General features: G+C 45.3%; 16 protein-coding genes and 1 pseudogene. 9 read left to right on the top strand and 8 right to left on the bottom strand.

Translation table 11 applies throughout. The features are described from left to right. Positions 1-154 precede the first annotated feature (154 nt). The 5 genes from A8F94_RS08930 to A8F94_RS08910 all read left to right on the top strand — a co-directional run bounded on the left by A8F94_RS08930 (position 155) and on the right by A8F94_RS08910 (position 5,157). Positions 155-1,606, top strand: coding sequence for an aldehyde dehydrogenase family protein (locus A8F94_RS08930; RefSeq protein ID WP_066198613.1), 1,452 nt, complete (start codon positions 155-157; stop codon positions 1,604-1,606). A 15-nt stretch (positions 1,607-1,621) separates the two neighbouring features. Then, the gene (locus A8F94_RS08925; protein ID WP_066198610.1) at positions 1,622-2,500 is read left to right on the top strand and encodes an NAD(P)-dependent oxidoreductase; all 879 of its coding nucleotides are present in this window, start codon (positions 1,622-1,624) and stop codon (positions 2,498-2,500) included. A gap of 14 nt (positions 2,501-2,514) precedes the next feature. Then, complete coding sequence (locus tag A8F94_RS08920) at positions 2,515-3,738, top strand: M20 family metallopeptidase (RefSeq protein WP_066198608.1); 1,224 nt, start codon at positions 2,515-2,517, stop codon at positions 3,736-3,738. A gap of 139 nt (positions 3,739-3,877) precedes the next feature. After that, on the top strand, positions 3,878-4,696 hold the full coding sequence (locus tag A8F94_RS08915; protein ID WP_066200360.1) for a DUF3100 domain-containing protein: 819 nt from the start codon (positions 3,878-3,880) through the stop codon (positions 4,694-4,696). Positions 4,697-4,701: 5 nt separating this feature from the next. Further along, complete coding sequence (locus tag A8F94_RS08910) at positions 4,702-5,157, top strand: hypothetical protein (protein ID WP_066198605.1); 456 nt, start codon at positions 4,702-4,704, stop codon at positions 5,155-5,157. Between the two features lie 62 nt (positions 5,158-5,219). On the opposite strand, the gene argH is transcribed toward A8F94_RS08910, so the two are convergent. The 3 genes from argH to thrC all read right to left on the bottom strand — a co-directional run bounded on the left by argH (position 5,220) and on the right by thrC (position 9,451). Next, positions 5,220-6,539, bottom strand: a complete 1,320-nt coding sequence (argH, locus tag A8F94_RS08905; RefSeq protein ID WP_066198602.1) for an argininosuccinate lyase — start codon at positions 6,537-6,539, stop codon at positions 5,220-5,222. Beyond that, on the bottom strand, positions 6,539-8,068 hold the full coding sequence (locus A8F94_RS08900; RefSeq protein WP_066198600.1) for a Na+/H+ antiporter NhaC family protein: 1,530 nt from the start codon (positions 8,066-8,068) through the stop codon (positions 6,539-6,541). Before A8F94_RS08900 ends, argH begins: the two co-directional genes overlap by 1 nt. A 327-nt stretch (positions 8,069-8,395) precedes the next feature. Next, on the bottom strand, positions 8,396-9,451 hold the full coding sequence (thrC, locus tag A8F94_RS08895) for a threonine synthase (protein WP_066198597.1): 1,056 nt from the start codon (positions 9,449-9,451) through the stop codon (positions 8,396-8,398). A gap of 136 nt (positions 9,452-9,587) precedes the next feature. Here thrC and A8F94_RS08890 point away from each other — a divergent pair, with 136 nt between their 5' ends. From A8F94_RS08890 to A8F94_RS08880, 4 genes and pseudogenes are all read left to right on the top strand, one after another. Next, positions 9,588-12,086 carry a hypothetical protein gene (locus A8F94_RS08890; RefSeq protein ID WP_066198595.1) on the top strand — a complete coding sequence of 833 codons (2,499 nt, stop codon included), beginning with the start codon at positions 9,588-9,590 and terminating at the stop codon, positions 12,084-12,086. Positions 12,087-12,176: 90 nt separating this feature from the next. After that, a complete protein-coding gene (locus A8F94_RS08885) occupies positions 12,177-13,100 on the top strand; it encodes a zinc ribbon domain-containing protein (RefSeq protein ID WP_066198589.1) in 924 nt (307 codons plus the stop codon). Between the two features lie 441 nt (positions 13,101-13,541). Beyond that, positions 13,542-13,939, top strand: a pseudogene (locus A8F94_RS26645) (DUF6933 domain-containing protein); the annotation flags it as partial. Between the two features lie 60 nt (positions 13,940-13,999). Beyond that, on the top strand, positions 14,000-14,650 hold the full coding sequence (locus tag A8F94_RS08880) for a plasmid pRiA4b ORF-3 family protein (RefSeq protein WP_441294190.1): 651 nt from the start codon (positions 14,000-14,002) through the stop codon (positions 14,648-14,650). Positions 14,651-14,698: 48 nt separating this feature from the next. Here the strand turns inward: A8F94_RS08880 and pssA are convergent, their stop codons facing one another. From pssA to A8F94_RS08860, 5 genes are all read right to left on the bottom strand, one after another. After that, the gene (pssA, locus tag A8F94_RS08875; RefSeq protein WP_066198584.1) at positions 14,699-15,451 is read right to left on the bottom strand and encodes a CDP-diacylglycerol--serine O-phosphatidyltransferase; all 753 of its coding nucleotides are present in this window, start codon (positions 15,449-15,451) and stop codon (positions 14,699-14,701) included. Between the two features lie 752 nt (positions 15,452-16,203). Further along, complete coding sequence (locus A8F94_RS08870) at positions 16,204-17,247, bottom strand: SEC-C metal-binding domain-containing protein (protein WP_066198581.1); 1,044 nt, start codon at positions 17,245-17,247, stop codon at positions 16,204-16,206. A gap of 154 nt (positions 17,248-17,401) precedes the next feature. After that, positions 17,402-19,237 carry a hypothetical protein gene (locus A8F94_RS08865; protein WP_368072779.1) on the bottom strand — a complete coding sequence of 612 codons (1,836 nt, stop codon included), beginning with the start codon at positions 19,235-19,237 and terminating at the stop codon, positions 17,402-17,404. Continuing rightward, positions 19,158-19,937, bottom strand: a complete 780-nt coding sequence (locus tag A8F94_RS26515; protein WP_368072778.1) for an AAA family ATPase — start codon at positions 19,935-19,937, stop codon at positions 19,158-19,160. The genes A8F94_RS08865 and A8F94_RS26515 overlap by 80 nt, the downstream gene beginning before the upstream one ends. Continuing rightward, complete coding sequence (locus A8F94_RS08860) at positions 19,934-21,274, bottom strand: methyltransferase domain-containing protein (RefSeq protein WP_066198578.1); 1,341 nt, start codon at positions 21,272-21,274, stop codon at positions 19,934-19,936. The genes A8F94_RS26515 and A8F94_RS08860 overlap by 4 nt, the downstream gene beginning before the upstream one ends. Positions 21,275-21,473 lie beyond the last annotated feature (199 nt).

The following is a 21,473-nucleotide window of genomic DNA, read 5'->3' as shown; positions in this document are numbered from 1 at the left end:
TAATGTAAAATTTTGTGGCTTGCCATATTTTTATATACAATTTAGAATATTATAATAAATTTTAATAGCTAGGGACCGGCAAAGAACCATTACTTTTGTTAGGAACGATTTTGATTTGCCGGAAATATTAGCAAAAGAGGAGGGGGGAGGAAAAATGGTTCAAACGTACTTTAACTATATTAATGGCGAGTGGGTTCCAGCTTTATCTGGAGAGGTGTATGAGAGTATCAATCCGGCAAACACGGAGGAAGTGCTGGGTTATTTCCAGAAATCCGATCAGCGGGATGTCGAGGCGGCGATTTTGGTTGCGGAAAGGGCGTTTAAGACGTGGTCACAGGTTGCTGTTCCTGAGCGGGGCGATGTTTTGTTCAAGTTAATCTACTTACTGGAAGAGCAAAAAGAAGAACTGGCCACGATCATTACAAAAGAGGTTGGTAAAACCTATAAAAACTCTTTGGCTGAAGTGAACATCACGATTGATGCTATGAAGCAGTTCAGTGGTGAGGCAACACGGCTAAAAGGAGAAACGGTTCCATCTAAAAATGCCGATATTTTTGCATATACCGTGAGGGAGCCGCTTGGAGTCGTCGGCGTCATTGCTCCTTACAATTTTCCTCTTGGAATTGGAATATGGAAGATTGCGCCTGCAATCGTTGCTGGCAACACGGTGATTTTTAAACCGGCAAGCAATACATCCCTTATCAGTGTGAAAATTATTGAGCTTTTTGAAAAAGCTGGAGTACCAAAAGGGGTTGTAAATATGGTGACAGGCCCCGGTGGCGTGATTGGTGGTGCAATTGGCGAACATCCGAAGATTAAAGCCGTTTCGTTTACCGGTTCAACCGATGTTGGCCTGGCATTGGGAAGGGCAGTCACGGCCCGCGGGGGGAAAATGCAGGCTGAGATGGGCGGCAAGAACGCGTCAATTATCCTTGAGGATGCGAACCTGGATGAAACGATTGAAAATGTTGTCATTAGCGGATTTTTTGATAATGGCCAGCGGTGCACTGGGACAAGCAGGCTTATTGTCCCGAGAAGCATTTCGAGAGAGGTTATCACGAGATTGACAGAAGCGGCAAATGCATTACATATTGCTGATGGATTTGATGAAAAGGTGGACAATGGCCCTGTTATTGATGAAAGCCAAATGAACCTTTATTTGAAACATATTGACTTGGCTGTTAAAGAGGGCGCTACCCTTGAATGCGGCGGCAAGAGACTGACAGACCAGGGCAGGGGCAAAGGCTATTTTGTCGCTCCGACTGTCTTTAGCGGCGTCACACCCGAGATGACCATTTTCAAAGAGGAAATCTTTGCTCCTGTTATTGCGGTCATTGAGGTCGATTCGTATGAGGAAGCGTTGGAAGTAGCGAATGATAGCGAGTTCGGCTTGTCCTCAACCATTTACACAAAAGATCTTGAGAAGGCGATGCATTTTGTGAAGCACATTCAAACAGGCGTCACACATGTGAATATACCTTCAAATTATTTTGAAAACCAATACCCGTTTGGCGGCAAAAAAGCATCCAGTCTAGGCCCAAGAGAGCAAGGCTCAACCGCTCTCGACTTTTGGACAGAATATAAGACTGTTTATATAAAGGCCTAAAGGGGCGGTGAGAGAATGACCAGGGTTGGTGTGATTGGATGCGGGCTAATGGGAAGCGGCATCGCGAAAAACTTACTTAAGCATAACTACCAGGTGCATGTATATGATATCGATTCGGATGCGGTAATGAGATTAGCCAGTCTAGGAGCGATTCCTAGTCGGAGCCCTGACGAAATGGCAGGCGAACTCGATTATTTGATTCTTTCTCTTTCCTCACCAGATATCATCAGGGAGACTCTTTTGGATAGCAAAAAAGGAGTTCTTTTTAACATGAAAAAAGGATCTTTCATCCTGGATATGAGTACGAATGATGTGGCTCTGACGAGGGAAATCCATGAGATTGCCGAAACGAGGGGTGTTTCGTTTTTCGACTGTCCGCTAAGCGGTGGCCCGGATGGAGCGGCGAATGGGAAGCTGACGATCATGGTTGGGGGAAACGAAGAGGATTATCCGAGCATTGTTCCGGTTTTGCAGTCGGTAGGTAAACATATCGAATATGTTGGAAAAAGCGGGGCCGGACAAACCGTTAAGCTTTGCCACAATATGGTCGTAGCGGGTGTGATTACTTTATTAAGTGAAGCGTTCCTGACGGGAGAAAGTTCAGGCGTTTCAAAGGAAAAGCTTGCCGGGATCCTTCAAAAAGGATCGGGACAAACGAGGGCGATGGATGTATTTGGCATCAATATTTTAGATGAATCCTTCGATAATGTAAAATTCTCGCTTGCAAATATGGCGAAGGATATCAACTTGTATCGAAAATTGGCTGAGGATTCCGATATAACCACCTTTGTAAGTGATACTATACATCAGCTTTTCCATTTGGCTAAGAACAAAGGAATAGGCCTGCAAGACTCGTCAGCAGTTTACACGATTTTGAAAGAACTGAATGAATAACAGGAGGGATTTGCTTGAAAAGCTTATTTGAAAAGCTTGATGAGGTTTATGATGAAATTGTTTCAATTCGCAGATATTTGCATGAATATCCGGAATTGTCGTTTGAGGAAGTGAAAACAGCGGAATACATTGCGAATTATCATCGCAGTCTGGGGCACGTCGTACGGACTGGCGTTGGCGGCAATGGAGTTGTTGCTTATTTAAAAGGAGACCGTCCAGGGCCAACTGTTGCCTTGCGGGCGGACTTTGATGCGCTGCCGATTGTTGAACAAACCGATTTGCCCTTCCAGTCCAAAAATGTTGGAGTTATGCATGCATGCGGCCATGATGGCCATACTGCTACACTGCTGGGACTTGCTAAAGTGTTGAATGGGTTTAAGTCTGAGTTGGATGGCATGGTTGTTTTTATTCATCAGCATGCGGAGGAACTTCCTCCAGGCGGCGCGATTTCCATGATTGAAGATGGCTGCCTTGACGGTGTCGATGTCATTTTCGGTACACATTTACAGGCTCAGATGCCTCTTGGTGAAATCGGGTATCGAGTCGGTGCGATTCAGGCGGCTCCCGACCGTTTTGATATTAAAATTCAGGGGCGGGGAGGACACGGTGCCTATCCGCACCAAACCGTTGATAGCATCGTAGTCGGCGGCCAGCTCATCAACAATCTTCAGCAAATTGTAAGCCGGAAAGTGGATCCTTTGGATTCCGCAGTCGTATCGGTAACGTCATTCGTTGCCAAAAATCCGTACAATGTCATTGCTGATGTTGCCGAAATGATCGGGACTGTCCGTACTTTTAAAGAAGAAACTCGTACGTTCATAGAAAAAGAAATGGAAAGAGTTGTTCGTGGGACTTGTGATGTCAATGGTGCAGAATATGAGCTTACGTATTCGCGCGGCTATCCAACCCTCGTTAATCATAAAGAAGAGACAGAATTTGTCGCCAGGCTGGCAGAGGATGTTCCTGGCGTTGAGAAGGTTGCCGAAACTGAACCAGTCATGGGTGGCGAGGATTACGCCTACTACCTGCAGCATGTGAAAGGCACGTTCTTCTTTACCGGTGCAAAGAATCCTGAATGGAAGGAATCCTACCCGCATCATCATCCTAAATTCGATATCGATGAACGAGCACTGCTAATTGCAGCAAAGGTGTTAGGGAAGGCAACATTGGAATACATGAAAACAAATGGGAAAAAGGATGGGCAAATAGGGACGGTTCTCGTTAGCCAAGCAGAGTAGAAGGTTGTTAGGATAGGTGGCACCTTAGCCGTCAAGTAGGGACAGTCTAGAATCAGTTTTTAATCATGGAGGTAGTGGTTAATTCCCCTACTGATTGAAATTTTTTACAAAGGTTGAATTAAAAAAGGGGGAATTGAAGTTGAGCGAAAATGCCGTGAAATTATGGAAGGATTGGCGCTTGCATCTTATTGTACTTGCCATTGTTATTGTGACTGAACTGATTGGTACACACCGAATTGCTGTTGGTGTAGGGGTTATTTTATTATTGCCGATGTTGTATGCCGTAATTATTGGCATTGCCGTCTATTTTACTCCAGCCGTTACAAAAAAGCAGTCCGAAAATGCTGAGACTCTCGTGTTTATAACACTGACTCTATTGATCGCAAAATTCGGCGTCCAGGCAGGCCCTGCTTTGCCGCTGCTAATTGAAGCAGGCCCGGCACTGATTCTTCAGGAGATTGGGAATCTGGGTACCATTTTATTCGCATTGCCTATAGCTGTTTTACTAGGCTTGAAGAGAGAAGCCATCGGGATGACACACTCAATTGGCCGTGAGCCAAACCTGGCCCTTATCACGGATAAATATGGCCTTTCTTCTCCGGAGGGACGCGGAGTAATGGCGATGTATATCTTCGGTACAGTTTTTGGATCGATCTTCCTTGGCCTCATCTCAGGATTCTTAGCAACAGCTACACCTCTTCATCCTTACTCATTTGCGATGGCAACTGGAGTAGGGAGCGGCAGCATGGCAGCAGCTTCGCTTGGTCCGCTTGTAGCCGCCTATCCGGACATGGCCGATGAAATTACTGCCTTCTCTGGAGCTAGCAACCTATTAACATCTGTTACTGGGTTATACGCGAGCATTTTGGTAGGTTTGCCGTTAACCGAAAAACTCTATCAAATTCTTTCTAGAGCGAGAAGTAAAAAAGAAATTCCGGCTAATACAAAGGAGGCGTAATAACCATGTTGAAGAGTATTCAGGAGTGGGTCTTATTATTTATCATTATTTCACTTTTAATTCTTGTAGGGAACTGGATTGGTTATGAGGTAATGCCGCTTGCCGCGCTTCCAGGGCTTCTCGTTTTAGTAGTGATTAGTTTGATCGGGCTGATTATTCATAAGGCTCTTCCATTTAAAAAGATACCGAGTGTTGCCTACATCGGGATTCTCGGGTTCATAATTACGATTCCAGGCATGCCGTTCCAGGAAAAGTTTGTCGAATGGACAGGACAAGTCAATCTGTTAGCAATCGCCACACCTATTTTGGCCTACGCAGGCATATCGATTGGCCGCTCTTGGACAGACTTCGCCAAGCTTGGCTGGAAAACCATCGTCATCGGAATGTGCGTACTTCTCGGAACATACCTTGGCTCCGCACTGATTGCAGAAATCATTTTGCGATTCCAGGGAGTTATCTAAGATTTCCAAAAAGGGGGACGGTTCTACTTTGCTTGGCAGAGTAGAACCGTCCCCTTTTGTGATTATTCTTTTAGAAGTTTTTTATTTCCTTTGTTTAATATATTCTCATAATCGATATATTCGTAAATATCGTCCGAGATGCTGCTGCTGAATGTTGCTAATTCATCCAGGCTTAAATCTTCGATGCTTTTCTTGTGCTGCTCGCAATGGATGATGATTTTTCCGACGATTTCGTGGGCATCCCTGAAGGGGGTTCCCTTCCCCACCAAATAGTCTGCGACCTCGGTGGCATTCAGGAAGCCTGCTTTGATTGCTGCTTTCATATTCTCTTCCTTGACATGGAGGGTATCGATCATTTTTGACATGATCTCAAGGCAATCCATCACGGTATCCAGGGCATCAAAAAATTGTTCTTTATCTTCCTGCATATCTTTGTTATAAGTGAGCGGCAAGCCTTTTAGTGTTGTCAATAACGAGAAAAGCGAGCCGTACACCCGGCCTGTTTTTCCTCGAATCAGTTCTGCCGCGTCAGGGTTTTTCTTTTGCGGCATAATGCTGCTGCCTGTTGAATAGGCATCATCTATTTCAATGAACCGGAATTCCTGGCTGCTCCAGAGAATCAGCTCTTCGCTTAATCTGCTTAAATGCATCATTGTGATGGAGAAGCCGGACATCAGTTCCAGCAAATAATCGCGGTCGCTGACTCCATCCAGAAAATTGTCAACAGGCTTGGAAAAACCTAAAAGTTCAGTCGTGATTTGCCGGTCGATATTATGGGTAGTTCCCGCCAACGCACCGCATCCCAATGGGTTTTCATCCAAAATCTCAATCGCGTTGGCGACTCTTTTTTTATCACGGGTAAACATTTGAACATAAGCGCCAAGGTGATGGCTGAATGTGACAACCTGCGCACGCTGCAAATGAGTATAACCGGGCATGATCACATTATTTTCAGCGGCTTTGTTTTTTAAAGAATCGATTAGTTGCTGTAGGGCAGCCATCACTTCCTGGCCCTTTTGTTTAGCATATAGCCTCATGTCGACCGCTACCTGGTCATTTCTGCTTCTTGCTGTATGCAGCTTTTTACCTGTTTCGCCGATTCTTTCGGTCAGGTTCATCTCTACAAAAGAATGAATGTCTTCATAATTTCCTTCTACTTTTAGAACTCCCGACTCTATATCTTTTAAAATTGATTCAAGTCCGTCTATAAGCAGATCGCCTTCCGACTCTGATAGCAATTCACATTTTACAAGCATTTTTACATGAGCAATGCTTCCTGTTATATCCTGATGATAAAGTCTGTGATCGACAGGAAGAGACGTATTGAATTCTTCCATAATTTGATCTGCTTGCTTTGAAAAGCGTCCGCCCCATAATTTCACTACAGTCCAACTCCTTCACTTACTGCATGCTTTTTTCTATGAATCTTGGATAAGATAAAAATAGCCAATATGAGCAAGGTAAAGTTTAAGATTAACGTGAATGCACTGCCTGTTATTCCCGCGACAATATATCCAATTAAGGCAATCGATGCATTTAGAACCGCATACGGAAATTGTGTTTTCACGTGGTCAATATGGTCTGACCCTGCGCCTGTTGAAGATAAAATCGTTGTATCGGAAATAGGTGAACAGTGGTCGCCGAAGATTCCGCCTGACAGAACAGCACCGATGCAAACGAGTAAATGTGCATCAAGAGCAACAGCCATAGGAATGGCAATCGGCAGCATAATCGCAAATGTTCCCCACGATGTTCCGGATGCAAGTGACATTAAAACACCGACCAGGAATAAAACCGCTGGAATAATGAATGCCGGCACATTGCCGTCCATTGCCTCAACGATAAATTCAGCAGTGCCCATTTCTTTCATAACCTTACCTAGTGACCAGGCGAGGATCAGTGTAGCCGCAACATAAACCATTTTTTGCATCCCGGTTGTGTAAATAGAAAAAATATCACTCAATTTTTTCACTTTATAAACAAACATTAAGATCATAATTGAAATGGCGGCAAATAGATAAGCTGTACTTAAGGCAACCCTGAAATCATTTCCCGGCACTGGCTCCAATGGGAAGCCATACGAAATCAATAAACTGAACAGGGTAATTAATAACACTAACAATGGCAGCCAAATTAGGATAGCGTGCTGGTGCTTGATTCCTGCTTCACTATTCTCCGCTCTCCTTAATGGCTTGGATTCAGGCCAATACAGTTCCCCAGTCGTTTGGACCCTGTGCTCCGCTTTTGCCATTGGCCCAAAGTCCAGCTTGGAAAAAGCAATTAACGGAACCATCACAACAGCCAGGATGGCATAAAACTGAAAAGGTATGACCTTGACGAGTGTAGTGAATTCAGATGTTGTAATATTCAGCGCTTCGTATTCCTTTTGAATGAGTCCCATAATGTAAACGCCCCAGCCAATAAACGGAACTAAAACTGCGACCGGTGAAGAGGTTGAATCAATAATCCAGGCAAGTTTTTCTCTTGAAATCTTTGCCTTATCGAAGATTTTTTCAAAAACCGGACCGACAATAAGCGGCGTGCCCAAGTCGGAGAAGAAGATAATAATTCCACCAATCCAGGCCGAAATTTGTGCTTTGGCCTTCGTATTAATAAATTTAATAGTATTGGTTGCAAGAGCGGCTCCCCCGCCGGATTTCTCCATTAGCGCGACAAAACCGCCGATAAAGAATAACAAGACGATGATTGCTGCATTGTAGCTATCCGCCGCTAGCGGGAAAAAGTAGTTTCCTATTGTCTCGGTTGTTGCCTTAATAGGGTTTCCGCCCATCAGAATCAATACTCCCATAAAAGCTCCTGAGAATAAAGACACAACTACATTCTTCGTAATAATTGCAAGCACAACTGCAATGATAGGTGGGATCAAAGATATCCAGCCCAGGTGTTCCATAAACATTCTCCCCTTTTTCTGCGATGTATAAATATGAAAATTATTTTATAATAGATTTGATTATAGTGAATGACAACGTGATATGCAACAAATTATTTAAATATAATTATAATTTAATTGTATTTTTATTCATAGGAGGTTGCAGGATAGGGGTCGGTTCTAGTTTGCAATAGGGGGATGGTTCTTTTTTGTCATAACGTTGGGTGGACTAAGGAAAAAGGGTTCCGATTTAAGGCCTAAACAATAGATAAAACGTAAAGCCCAATTGCCGATAGAACAATTGGGCTTCTAATTATTTTGTTTTTTATTGAATTGCAGCCCTTCCTCCTAACTGAAGCTCTTTATAAATGCGGCGACTTCTTTTTCATCGCTCGGCAATACGGTTGGAGTCAGTTCTGCGGCTGTGAGGGCGATGTCTGGGTCTTTTAGGCCGTTGCCTGTCAGGACGGCGACGATGGTGCTTCCCGGTTTGATTTCGCCACTCTTCACTTGTTTGATGACGCCAGCGAGTGAAGCAGCTGATCCTGGTTCGGCGAAGATTCCCTCGGTACGGGCCAGCAGCTTGTATGCCTCGAGTATCTCCTCATCGGTTACTGAGTCAATTTTCCCGTGTGATTCTTCGGCTGCTGCGACTGCTTTTGACCAGCTGGCTGGGTTGCCGATTCGGATGGCTGTCGCGATGGTTTCCGGATTTTCAATGACTTCGTTCCGAACGATGGCTGCACAGCCCTCTGCCTGGAAGCCGCGCATCTCCGGCAAGCCAGTTTCATTCCTCTCATTGTACTCCTTGAAACCTTTCCAATATGAAGTGATGTTCCCAGCGTTGCCGACCGGAATCGCAAGAATGTCAGGCGCTTTTCCGAGTTGCTCGCAAATTTCAAAGGCAGCGGTTTTTTGTCCCTCAATTCGGTACGGATTGGTCGAGTTGACAGGTGTGATAGGCAAGTAGTTTTTCAGATTGGTCACAATCTCCTGGGCCTGGTCGAAGTTGCCTTTGATTGCGACAATTTTGGCGCCATGGATAGCCGCCTGGGCAACTTTGCCTGCCGCGACTTTTCCATCCGGGATGACGACGATGCACTCAAGGCCGGCTCTGGCCGCGTATGCAGCTGCTGAGGCGGAGGTATTCCCGGTTGATGCGCAAATAATCACGCGTGAGCCTTCCTCTTTGGCCTTGGCAACCGCGAGGACCATGCCGCGGTCTTTGAACGATCCGGTCGGGTTGGCGCCTTCTATTTTTCCAAAAAGATTGATGTTGAGCTTTTCGGATAAATGCCCCAAATGTACTAGAGGTGTGTTGCCCTCGTTTAAGCTCAGCATAGGTGTTTGGTCGGATACAGGCAAGTATTCGCGAAAGCGTTGCAGAATTCCATATGTACTCATAAAAATCCCCTTATATATAGACTTTTCTTATAAAGTGTACACCAATAAAAGCTGCTTTTCTATTGTTCTAATCTTCTTTTAACTATAATTACAGTGTAAAATGGTTTTAGGACTATTGGATTAGCAGGGGGAGACTATGAATTTAAGTAAATATAAAAAACCAAGGGGCTTTAAGGCAAACCGTGTGTTCACGGACCGAAATGAGCCACGCAAACTATATTGGAATACATACGAGAAACTAAAAAATGACGAAGAAATTTTTAAAGTGCTGGCATTTTACGGAATGGGCGGGATTGGAAAAACAAAGCTGCAGACTCACTTGTATGAGGAAGTAGAAAAGAAGCTTTCTGTTGAAAAAAATAAAAAAATCCGCCAAATCTTCATCAGCTTGGATGCATTCGAGTTTGATTCGCCGACTGATATTATGATCGCAATCCGGAAGCAGCTTGCCGTTCCAGCGCTGCTGTTTGATTATGCGCTCGTCAACTATTGGTCTTCGGTCGGCTATACTCCGATTGAAATCAAGAAACGCTTCAATTCCGAGGATAGCATCATTTGGGATATCCTTGAGGAAGTTGGCGGAGTGAGCGGCTTGAAAATACCGCTCAAGCTTATCCGCTCGGTTTCCGCAAAGGTGTTGGATAAATACACGAAATCCTATAGCCAGTTTAAAGAAGAGATCCACGAAATCGATCATAGCCAGCCGATTGATATTTTTCGAAAGCTGCCGTACTACTTGGGGCTTTCCTTGTATAATGCCTATGAGCGTGATGGGGTCAAGCATATCATTTACTTCGATGCCTATGAGACGATGCTGAAAAAACTGAAAACGAAGTCTGTAACCGAATCTGCCGATGAATGGATCCGCGAATTTGTAGCGGCGAGCGAGGTCGGCCTGTTTATAATGGGGAGCCGGGATGCAATCAATTGGGAGAGCTACAATCCTGAATGGAAACAGTATATTAACAATGTCGACCTGGACATCTTGCCGGAAGATGATGCCGACTTGTTTCTCCGGATGGTGCCAATCGAGGACGAGAGCATCCGGAAGGAAATCGTTATGTCGGCGAAAGGCATTCCGCTGTACTTGAATCTTTGTGTCAATATTTATGAGCAGAAGGTTTCCGCCGGCCAGAAGCCGCAGAGCGAAGATTTTAAAATGGCTGAATATGAGGTGATTGATCGATTCCTCAGACATCTTTCTGATGAGGAAGCCGAACTCGTCAAAACGCTGTCGGCGATCCACTTTTTCGATTATCAGCTTTTTGCGTATTTGCTTGGTAAATTCCATATTGGCTATCCTCTGACGAAATATGAGCAGTTTCTTGAAAAATCGTTCGTGCTCAATATTGATTCGGAGTACGGAATGAACAAAATCCATGACAGCATCCGCGAGTATATTTTTGATGGAGTCGCAAATGCATCAGGGACGCCTAGCCAGCTGAGCATCAGTGTGATTCGCAGCTTGTTCGACTTTATAGATGAGCAGAAGGAAAAATATGATTACCGGCTGCTGGAGCGATTCTTTAGCCAGCTTGTGTCGTTAAGTTCCTTTTTGCCGCAAGTGAATAAAGCGGAAGTGGAGGCGCTGATTGAGACCGGCTTGTATTTGATTGACAATGGCTATTGGAACGATGTTGAAGAAATCTCGATTCGGGCCGGGCAGCAGGAAAACTTGAAGGATGTTCTTTATTTCCTTAGGGCCAATTGCCTGTTGTGGAAGGGCAAGCTGATTGAAGGACTGGACGTGATTGGCAAAGCGGATATTTCGGCAAGCAGGCTCGGCCGCTTCGACACGATGGCTGAGTATGTGAAAACGCATATTACCGCGTTGTCAGGAAGGTATGATGAAGCGGAAGTGCTATATGAAAATTTGACAAAACGGATTGCCTATACGAAGGAAACGGAAAAGTTGTACAGCAAGATTTTCCGCCAATGGGGCGACCAGCTTTATTTGAGAGGCAAGTACAAGAGATCTGTGCAGGTACTCGATGAGACGACCGCGACAATCTCGAATATTTTTGAAAAAGCGGCGACAATCCGGACGAAGGGCCATGTCTACAGGCTGAACTTTTTATCAGATGAAGCGGAAGAAATTTATTCGAGTGCGCTGGCGATGTTCCAGGGTGAAAATACCGATGGCTATATCGGAAAATCCCATACAAGCCTGATGGAAACCCTGTGCTGGTCAAAGCCGGAAGAAGCGATCAAGCTCGCGCCTAAAGCAATCGAAATCAACGAACAGCAGGATTCGAAAATTGAACTTGGGAGAATCTATGCAGCATTGGCAATCGCGCATGTTTTGCATGATAAAAATGTCGTTCTGGCGGAGGAGTACGCAGAGCTCGCAACGCAAACCCAGGAAGAAACAGGCTTTCAATCGGGAGTACTCTTTTCCTATATCGCAAAGGCCATCATCGCAATTGCTGGGAAGGACCCAGTCAGTGTTGAGCGTACGGTTAAGCTAGTCGAAGACAAAATGGATGAACTACAAGTCTATCATTGTCTGAAGCTGCCTTTATATGTGTACTTGCAGGATGAAGAAAAGATAGAAGGCTTGCGCGAAAGTTTGGATTGGCTCGACTTCGAACGGTCACTGGAACGGGCCAAGGAGATAGTAGAATTGCTCAAATAAGCAGAGGGGGACGGATGCTGTGAAAAACCAGAACCGTCCCCCTTTATTTGTGCTAGTATGGAAAAAAGAGGGTTTTAAGGGGGAGTTGCGGTGTACTGCAGCAACTGTGGGAAATTTTTAAGCGATCATGACAGGTTTTGTTCGAGTTGTGGGAAGGCTATTGTACTTGACGCAGAGAATAGGGAGTTGGAAAGTGTCAAGCCTGAAGAGTTGGAAGCTGCATTTGTTGTGGATCGATATCACTATTTTCATAAGAAGTGGAGAACGATAGAGAAAAAGAATACAGTGTTTACCGTTAGCTTTCCGGCACTTCTTGTAGGGCCGCTTTGGTATGGGTACCGGAAAATGTATGTTGAGGTTCTTATTATTGTGATCTTCTACTTTCTATTCGATCTTGCATTATATGCGCTGGGTTTCCTTGGTTCGGAGGGTGGTTTACTTAGGAACCCACAGGGTCATACACTGTTTTTTATCCCTTTTTCCATACTTTTGTCCCTGGTTGGCAATGCCGCCTACCTTAAACATACGAAGAGAACCATTCAAAAAGTAAGCCTCTCCCCCTATCCTGGTGTGCAACAGAAAATTTGGCTGGAGCAAAACGGAGGCACAAGCTGGCTGGGAGTGGTATATGCTTTTGCATTAACTTTTGTGTACGGTGTCATGTCCGCTTTATTCATTCCCGTTCATGATGAGGCAATCCGTCTTGTTAAAGAAGGATATTTTTATGAATACCCTACACAGAGTATCGGCGAAGGGTTTGAAGCGTATTTCACTGTTACGAACTGGGAGGAGTTTCCCGGTGAAGGGCGAAATGAGCTCGTCCGTTTTACGGGGGTAGCGGCAGAGGCAGACCCGATGGGGGAAGTTATGATCGAGTTTATGATTGACCGAAATGTACTAGATGATCATCCCATCCTTGAAATTCACTCGATGATGATAGAAGGTGAGCACGTTCCAAAGGATACCTTCGATTACATCCTTGAGGAAATTTTCAATAGTACTGAGACAATGTAGGGAGGGTTCTAGTTTGCCAGTTTGTATAAGAATCGGTACAGGCATATTGGGCGGCTTTGGTGACCCCCTTTTATTTTAAAAGCTAAATGTTGATTTTCTATTGTTTGTAAATAAACGGATAATTTCCGCTTAAATCGGGAAATAATGATATTTCCCTTAAAATAAAGGGAGTTTCTCCGCTTATATGACCCAAATTATTGATTTTTTTAAAATAAAATGATGATAAACGGAATATGTCCGCTTATATTTACTTTTTAAGTCTCCCTTAAATACATTAGCCGGAAATTCTCCGTCTATAAATTCACGCCTATCAATTCTTGGAGCTCCACGAAAATCAGCAATGAATAATAACAGGGCATTTTAAAAAGTAGATTTAATATCTGTTATGATAATAACAAGAAACGCAGCAGAACCGTACCCCTCTGCGCTAGGAGTGTGAAGATGAAGATACAGTGTACGAAGAAGTTGTTGGATAAGCTTGATGTTGAGGTTGTGGCAGGGCAGGAGGAGGATCCCCTGTTTTCCTGGCATGCGAATTTAATTACGTTTAACCGAAAGAATGTGGTTATTCTCGTGAATGACAAAAACCGTTTCTCGGTTATTTTGCATGGACTGAAGGCGACGACGAGCTTGCGGCTCAGGGGATTCGGGAGGCGTTCCGGGTTGAGGGGATAAAGGACGACGTCATTGATGCTTATTTCGGTGCAGCCGGGGAGTCTGTTTTTTCAAAAACAAAAGACCGGACTTCGGTTGCAAGGATGAATAGGACTGTTGAGGAAGTTAGCTACTTTATTCATGATTTTCCTACAGATGCACTATTTCATACAGAATTGGCAGCCAGGGTAAACCGGCTATTGGCCGGGGACGGTAAAAAGAGTTATATTTATCCAAATGAAGCGATGTATAAAGATTTGGAGGAGTTTGCCGGTGAGCCTGTATTCGGGATGGATGCTGCTCAGTTGAAGATTGTACTCGCTCTTGAGGAGCATCGGGTCTGGAGGAGGGTGGTTGTGCCGCTGAACCGGACGTTTGAGGGATTGCATGAGATTATTCAAGCTGCCTTTGGGTGGCAGGACTCTCATCTTCATGAGTTTAATTTATATGATCAGGCGGCAGCCAAAAACGTTTTGTCGGGGAAGGCATTCAATGTTCATCCGTTTCTGAAGCTTGTCTGCACGGAAGAAGCTTTCTCGTATGCGGTTGCCGGGATTGAGCTGAAGCATGAGGAAGGTGTTGGGTTGACTAACTACCTGCCAGAGTGCAAGGTTTTCACCTATGTGTATGACTTGGGTGATGATTGGCAGCATGTGATTGAGGTGGAAAAGGTTATTGAGGAGTATGATAAGCCGTATCCGATTTGCCTTGAAGGCGATGGGAATACGCAACCGGAAGATGTTGGCGGAGAAGGCGGCTATGCCGAGTTTCTCCGGATTCTTGCTGACCCATCGGACCCTGAGCACGAGCATATGGCCGAGTGGGGAAGAATGCAGAAGTATAGAGAATTTGACCTTGACGAAGTTAATCGAAAGCTGAAAAGGGCTGGCGTGTAGACCAAGGGCAACAAAGGGGGACGGTTTGAACCGTCCCCCTTTGCCACGTTAGCGCTGCTTCTTTTTACGTCTGCGGATGTTGAATTTTTTGATGCGGATGCCCCGGATGGGGAGCAGTTTGATTTCTTTTTCCTTAATGAAGCGGAACACCATGAAGACGATGTACATGCCGAGAGCGACCCAGAAGAAGATCGGCACGCTTTCCATATTTGCTTTTACTACCCGGTACGTCATATAGAAGATAAATGCCGTAATAATGACTCCGTACCGTGGGAGCGGGATGCTTTTGAAGCTTGGGATTTTCAGTGTGCTGGCCATCAGATAGCACAGGAGCAGATAAATGGCAGCGAACAGAACCACAGGTATACTGTTGTGGAACAAAATTAAAAACGTGACCAATCCGCCTGCAAATGTAATCGGAACACCCTGGAAGTGGTTCAGTGACGCATCCGACTGAGTCAGGTTAAACCGTGCGAGCCGGTAAGCGCCGAATAACGGGAAAATACCTGCGAGTACCATGCCTGTCATTCCGAAGTCCGCAAAGTACGTATGTACTGCCAAATACGCCGGTACGACACCAAAGGACACGACGTCCGCCAATGAATCCAATTCCTTCCCGAATTCATTGGAAACACCAAGAATCCTTGCTACCCTTCCATCCAACGCATCGAGCATCATCGCGATGAAAATCAGGATAGTCGCATTCCGGATATCCCCATTCATGATATACCCAATCGACAGGAACCCGCAGAACAGGTTTCCGAATGTAAATGCATTGGGAATGTATCGTTTTTTTGACATCTTGTCACCCTCTATTTGAAGTATCTTCATTTTACCATACTAGGGACGATTCTCGTTTGCAAAATCAAACCGGCTTCGATTTTTTTTGCTGTAACTTAGATTAATTCGCAACATGAAATGTCCTTGTTCTTCACTAACCTAAATTTGCAATTCCTAAACGGAAATTTGGGGATAAGTGTTTGCATCCGGTGTAATTTTGGGATGATTCATCGGGGATTTTACAGGAGGAACAGGCCCCTTAGTTCCGGGGTGAACATTAGTTCCTATGTCTTTCAAGGTGAAACATCCCGAATCTCCCGTTATCAGTTTTGGCAGGGAGAACCGTTGCTATTTTTCAGTTTTTTTAGCGTGGTTATGATGATGGTATACCGCTTTTTTTGTTCCTCTCTAACTTCTTTTTTCATCTCCTTTTTTCCTTCTTGTACGTTTTTCTTTTTCAATTACGCGGACTTTACATTTAGTTGGAGGTGTCGTTTGCCCAGAAGAGCTTAGCAGCACCAGAGTTATCATGTTAAGCTTCGTGGTGCGAACAAACAGGATATTTTTCGTGATGAGGAGGATAGGCGGGATTCATAAACGAGCGGGGCGGACTGAAAAGTCAGGCGGACGTCAGACGGATCCGAGGCATCCCCCTTCGCATCTCAGTGAGCTTGATTTAAGAGGTTAAGAGCAAAAAAATAGGGACGGTTCTCCTCTGCTCTCAGGCAGATGAGACCGTCCCTATTCGTCCAGGCTGGCTCCGGAGAACCCCTTTAGCTGACTATTTCCTGCAGTTCTTCGATATCTTGATTCAGTACTTTTTTCATTTCATTGTATTTGCTTGAGATGCTGCCTGCTGATACGCCGTAGACCTCAGCAAGTTCCTTTTGGGAAAATGGCATTGGGGCCGGAATAACGGTTGTTACCAAATAGAGGAGTGCAGCCTCGTAAATCGCGGGTTTGTTTATTTTCAGGTTTGCGGTCGTGCAGTATGTATGCCACAAAGTAATACCGAGATTAATGAATGTTTTTGGTATTTTGCAGTCCTCCATGAAATTCTGGAAGCCTTCCGCGACGTCCCGATGATTTTGGTAAGTCCATTCCAACTCTTGAATTGGGTCGATGACGTCTGGAAACATAATAGAATCGAACACTTCGAGAAAAGCTTCCTTCATAAACGCCTTTGAATCGCCATGTCCGCTGGCGCTGAACATCTCGAGTACACTGTTTTCAATATTCTCCGCTTTTGCTTTTGAGGCAGGGATAGTGAAGAACGTTCCGAGAATAACAGCAGGTTGTGATTGAAGAACCGTTGCGATGAGTAAATCTCCTGGTTGGGGCAGGTCTTCAGTATCCAGCATTTTCAGCTCGGAGGTTTCATTTGTAAAAATGTCCTCCACTTTTAGCAGGTTGCCGTTGTCGACCTGGATGGTCCGGAAAACCGAAGAGTAACTATTCCGCCATGACTGGACGATTTCTTTTGTACGAGGCCTGGAAATCGTGTTCAATTTCGTATTGAGGTATTCCTCCATTGGGGTTTTTCCGTTTTTATTAAAAGTCGTGGCAAACCAGGTGAGTGAGTAAAACTCCAAAATCTCGAGTGCCTCGTCTGGTACTGTGAGAGTGTTAAAGTGTTCCTCGAAATTAGCTATAAATTCATTTTCGTAGCGTACTAGTGTATGCCTTAGGATATCTCCTTGGATTCGTACTAGATCCGCGTCTATTAAATGATCCAGCTGGATCACCGAGTTTTTCCCACAGCACTTCTTGAATTTCTTCCCGCTGCCGCACGGGCAAGCATCATTTCTTCCTATCATACAATCAACTCCTTAACTAACTAAACCATAATACCATAATAGGAGTGGTTCATCATTGTCAGGAATTGCAAATAGGGAAGGTTCTCCTCTGCCGGCAGCAGACGAAAGCCTTCCCTCGTTGGTACTATTTGCCGTGCGGCACTAGAGCCGTCCCCTATAGCCGTGGGTCGAGCTCCTTTTCTCTTTGTTCTTCAAAGAGGAGGTTGGCGACGGCTTGCTGGAATGGCTGGTTGGCCTTATTGATGGTGCTGGCCGGGTGGGCGAGCATTTCCCGCCCAAGTCTGTGTTCGTTGAGAGATGTTTGCAGTTTTTTCGCGATTGATTTTTCCTTCAAAAGTTTTTTGTATTTGTGCGGGAATGTGTAGTCGTACCCGTACACAATCGTGAGATAATCCGGATTGCGGACTTTCATAAACGGAACGACGCCTGGCGCAACGTGTTCAGGCTTAATGACGACGCCTTCCATACCCTCGGCCATCGTCAATGTCTGGAAAAACTCTTCAGCCTGAGCGAACGATTCCTCCTGGCGCAAATCGAGGACAAGCTGTCTGTCTCCATTGACAAGCGCATAAATCTCCGACGTTCTCAGCGCCGGGATTTCCTCGCTTCCATCCTCATAGACCACTTTCAGGATATTGAATGGTTTATAGTGGACCTCGGTTTCCTTTCTGTACAACTCCAGTTGGCGTTTGAAAACCTCGCTCGCTTTGATATGCTCATCGACCCCGTGGTATGTTTCAAGAATATCGTCCATTTCCTTGAAGTTACCATAGGCGGTTGTGCCAAAATTGCGCACCAAATCCTTTTTCGAGTTCTTCACTTTGGCCGTCTTAAAGCTACTAGCCTCGTATTGCTCGACCAGCTTACCGAAATGCTCATCGAAGCCGTTTTCCTTCAGGTAAGCCAGCTCTGTGTCGAGTGCTTTTTCGACAACCTTGAACTGTTTGTCAATCAAGCCCTTCCCCAAGGCGCTCCACGGCAGAAGCTCGCCGTCAAGGACAAGCGTCTTGATCCGGTTTTCTTCTATATAAAAAGCAAATTTTTGAAGCAGTGCCGAGTACACCGATTCGAGCTCAATATGGTGGATTTTATACCCATTCCGGCTTGTTGCGTAGCTGCCTTCCTTTGAAAGGTAAATCGTGCAGCGCGAGCCCATATACTTCGGCTGCAGGACAACCTCGGCCACCCCCTTATTCTTAAAGTAGTTGAGCCCTTCCTCCAGCGATTCCAATACCCCGGCAGCCAAATCCTTGTTGGCCGGGCTCATCGTCCCAGAAATGTAATTGATTTTATTCTCCAAAACATAATGCATTCTTTTTTTCGAGGCATCATCGAGGTTGGATAGGTCAACCGACTTTGTTTTTTGCGGAAAAAGAACTGGCAGTTCGGCTTGAGTACCAACCTTCACGCTTCTGAAAAACGGCTTGAATCCGTTCAGGGTCACACTTGTCAGCTCGTTTCCATGGACAGCGCCGGTATCAATGCCAAGCTTGTTTTTCAACATAACTACGTTCTTGGTAGCAATATGTCCCCAAACATGAAACGGGTGGTTATGAACTGCTTCCTCTTTTAAAAAGTGGAGCCCGTCCTCGATGTTTCCAAAATTCGTCGCGAACCTGCGTTGGGCTTTGCGCGACTCCTTGTCAAGCTTGCCGATGTATTTCGTTTCGCACGGGGCATGGGTAATAAAATAGCCCGGCTGCGTCAGTCCGATAAACCGGTAGAAATCCTTGGCAAGGCTGAACAGCTCCTCGAACTTTCGGCGCGACTCCGTGTCATTCTCGAAATGCGGGATCGAGTCAAAGTACAGGCTGTTGTTTTCCTTGATGTTTCCATTCAAAAAATTGTACACAAAGTTCTCGTGATTTCCTTTTACAAATAGGAAATGGTGTTTATTTTCATAAAGGAAGTCAATCGTCGCCTTTGTGTTTTCCGCATCTATCGATATAGTCGCCGACAAGGACGAACTTCTTATCTTTGTTTTTCTCATCCGCTGCCATCCGCCCATCGGTTATCTGGAAACCGTGCTCGGTGACAAGCGCCTTCAGGGCGTCAACCTGTTCATGAACATCACCAACAATCACATAGCGCGAGCCGTGTGGAAGCAGGTGGGACAGGTAATCGTCGCGATCAGCAGCAACGATTTCAATGCCGGTAAAATTTTTCTCGCGGATGCGGTGGACTGCATCAAACCATTTCCTTTTCAAATTCGGAAGAACTTCCTGCCTCATCCGGGTCAGCTGCTGGGCGATAATCCGCTTGCTCCGCTCGGATGCATAATGGTCGCGGATGTTTTTATAGTCAAACAGCAGGATTTCGACCCGGTAATGGTTTTTGCGGCCAATCTCAAGGATTGCGTCACGAAATCCTTCCGACAACCCAGTTGTATCGACAATGGCATAATCGCAGTTAATCGGGAACTGGGTGACAAGGTCAAGCTTTGTATAGAGAAGATTAAACGCCTGTGCGCTTGCCTCCATCATGTTTTCATTGTATTTGTCATACGGGTATCCGAGAATATCCTGGCGCAGGCTATCGGAGGACAGGTACTGGATGTTCGTCCTGTAGCCCGTTGCTTCGTCAGCGAATTGCAGTGCCGGAATCAAGGTCTCGGTGACGAACGTCGTCTTGCCAGCTTCGGAAGGCCCGACTGTTAAAAAAATCGTGTGAGTATGCGCGTGGATCTTCATTGGGCCTCGTCCTTTCCGGTAATAAGTGCCGGCTCTGCTGAAAGAGAGATTTTTCCTGTTAAGAGAGCCTGTGCGGTCTTTGCTTTTCTTTTAAAAAGAACAGCCTGGGTCGTATGGATGCCATCAACCGAGTCGCCAATCCCAAAACATTCGGCTTCAATCCCGGCAGGAAGGAGGCTGGTAATCCATTTTTCAAAAGCAATGCTCCCAAGTTCCCAGTGATGGTCGTCATGCCTTGAATCAATAGAATAGTAGGAGTTGAAATCATGGTTGGGCGTTGTGACGATGAACGTGTTCCAGGTAACGGTTTCGAGAATTTGCTTGACCAGCGCTTCCGCTTCATTCAAGCTCATGTGCTCGATTACTTCGGTCAGGATGACATCGATGTCCTCGCCATCATATGTATCCATGAACGCTTCAAACGAGTTATACAGGACGATGTTATCAATTTCCTTTACCCGCATTTTGTTCGCGACTTTTTCGCGTGCTGCGTCGTCGATATCAATCGCATGGACGAATTGTGGAGCGATTTTTTTCGCATACGGAAGGCTGTAAGCCCCCTCGCCGCAGCCGACATCAAGGATCGGACGCTCAAACGTGAGGTTCTTCGTAATCCACGCCTGCCGCTGCTGAGCCGTACTGCCGTAGTACAGGTCAAGCTGGTAGCGCTTTGTTTGCTGAAGATCCTCTTTATATTTGTAAAACTTCTCTTTCGACACGAACGCATTCCGCGCGAACAAATAGCGAATGAAATACGGAGCGTCAATCGTGTTGATGCTTCGCAAGTATTTTTCAACGATTTCATTGTTGAGGTCAATGTATTCCTTGCCCATAATCGTCAGGAACAGGAACAGCACATTCGCATAATTCAGGAGCTCGTGAACCGATTTGTCTGTCGAGAGTTTAATCCTCGCATTCTTATGAGCCAGCCACTCCCACTCAATCTCATACTCTTTAAAATGAGTTTTGAAGAACGTGAGGTAATGTTCGTTTTCTATGTGGGTCATGTTGACAGAGAGAGTCGTTTTGAACCCATCCGTATCCTTTTCATGGAGCTTTTTCGAAGCGGTTGAGTAGAAATCGGCAATTAGCGTTAGCGGAATGCGCGGCGAATTATAGCGCGACACGTTCAGATACTCAAACTTCTCATCCTTGTTTTTTGGGAATGAAATTTCATTATCCGCATCCTTGAAATAAACGCTGTACGTCGTTGCGTTCGGATACCAGCCAAACGCCCGCCCCTTGCGAATTCCCTTTACCAGCATCCCGCTCGCCGGATTTTTGGAAATGATATAGGAAAAATCAGGATTCTGCGATGATAGCTCGAGAATACTCATCTATGTAGTCTCCTTTTTAAACAAGTTATCACCATTAACAGTAAATGCCAACGGGTTCCTTGGCAAGACCAATTTGGTGAGGGGGAGAGCTTCTGCAGGGTCTGTATGACTTATGCTTTTTCGAATATTCTGCACTTAGAGAATTAATTTAAAAACCGCTGAATTAGTTGCAAAACTGTTCGAATTACTGAAAAAACCG

Origin of the sequence: Bacillus sp. FJAT-27225 (genome assembly GCF_001685025.1) — a bacterium.
In the GTDB taxonomy this organism is placed as follows: Bacteria; Bacillota; Bacilli; order Bacillales; family Cytobacillaceae; genus Bacillus_D.
This window is presented reverse-complemented; position numbering and strand designations above follow the sequence as displayed.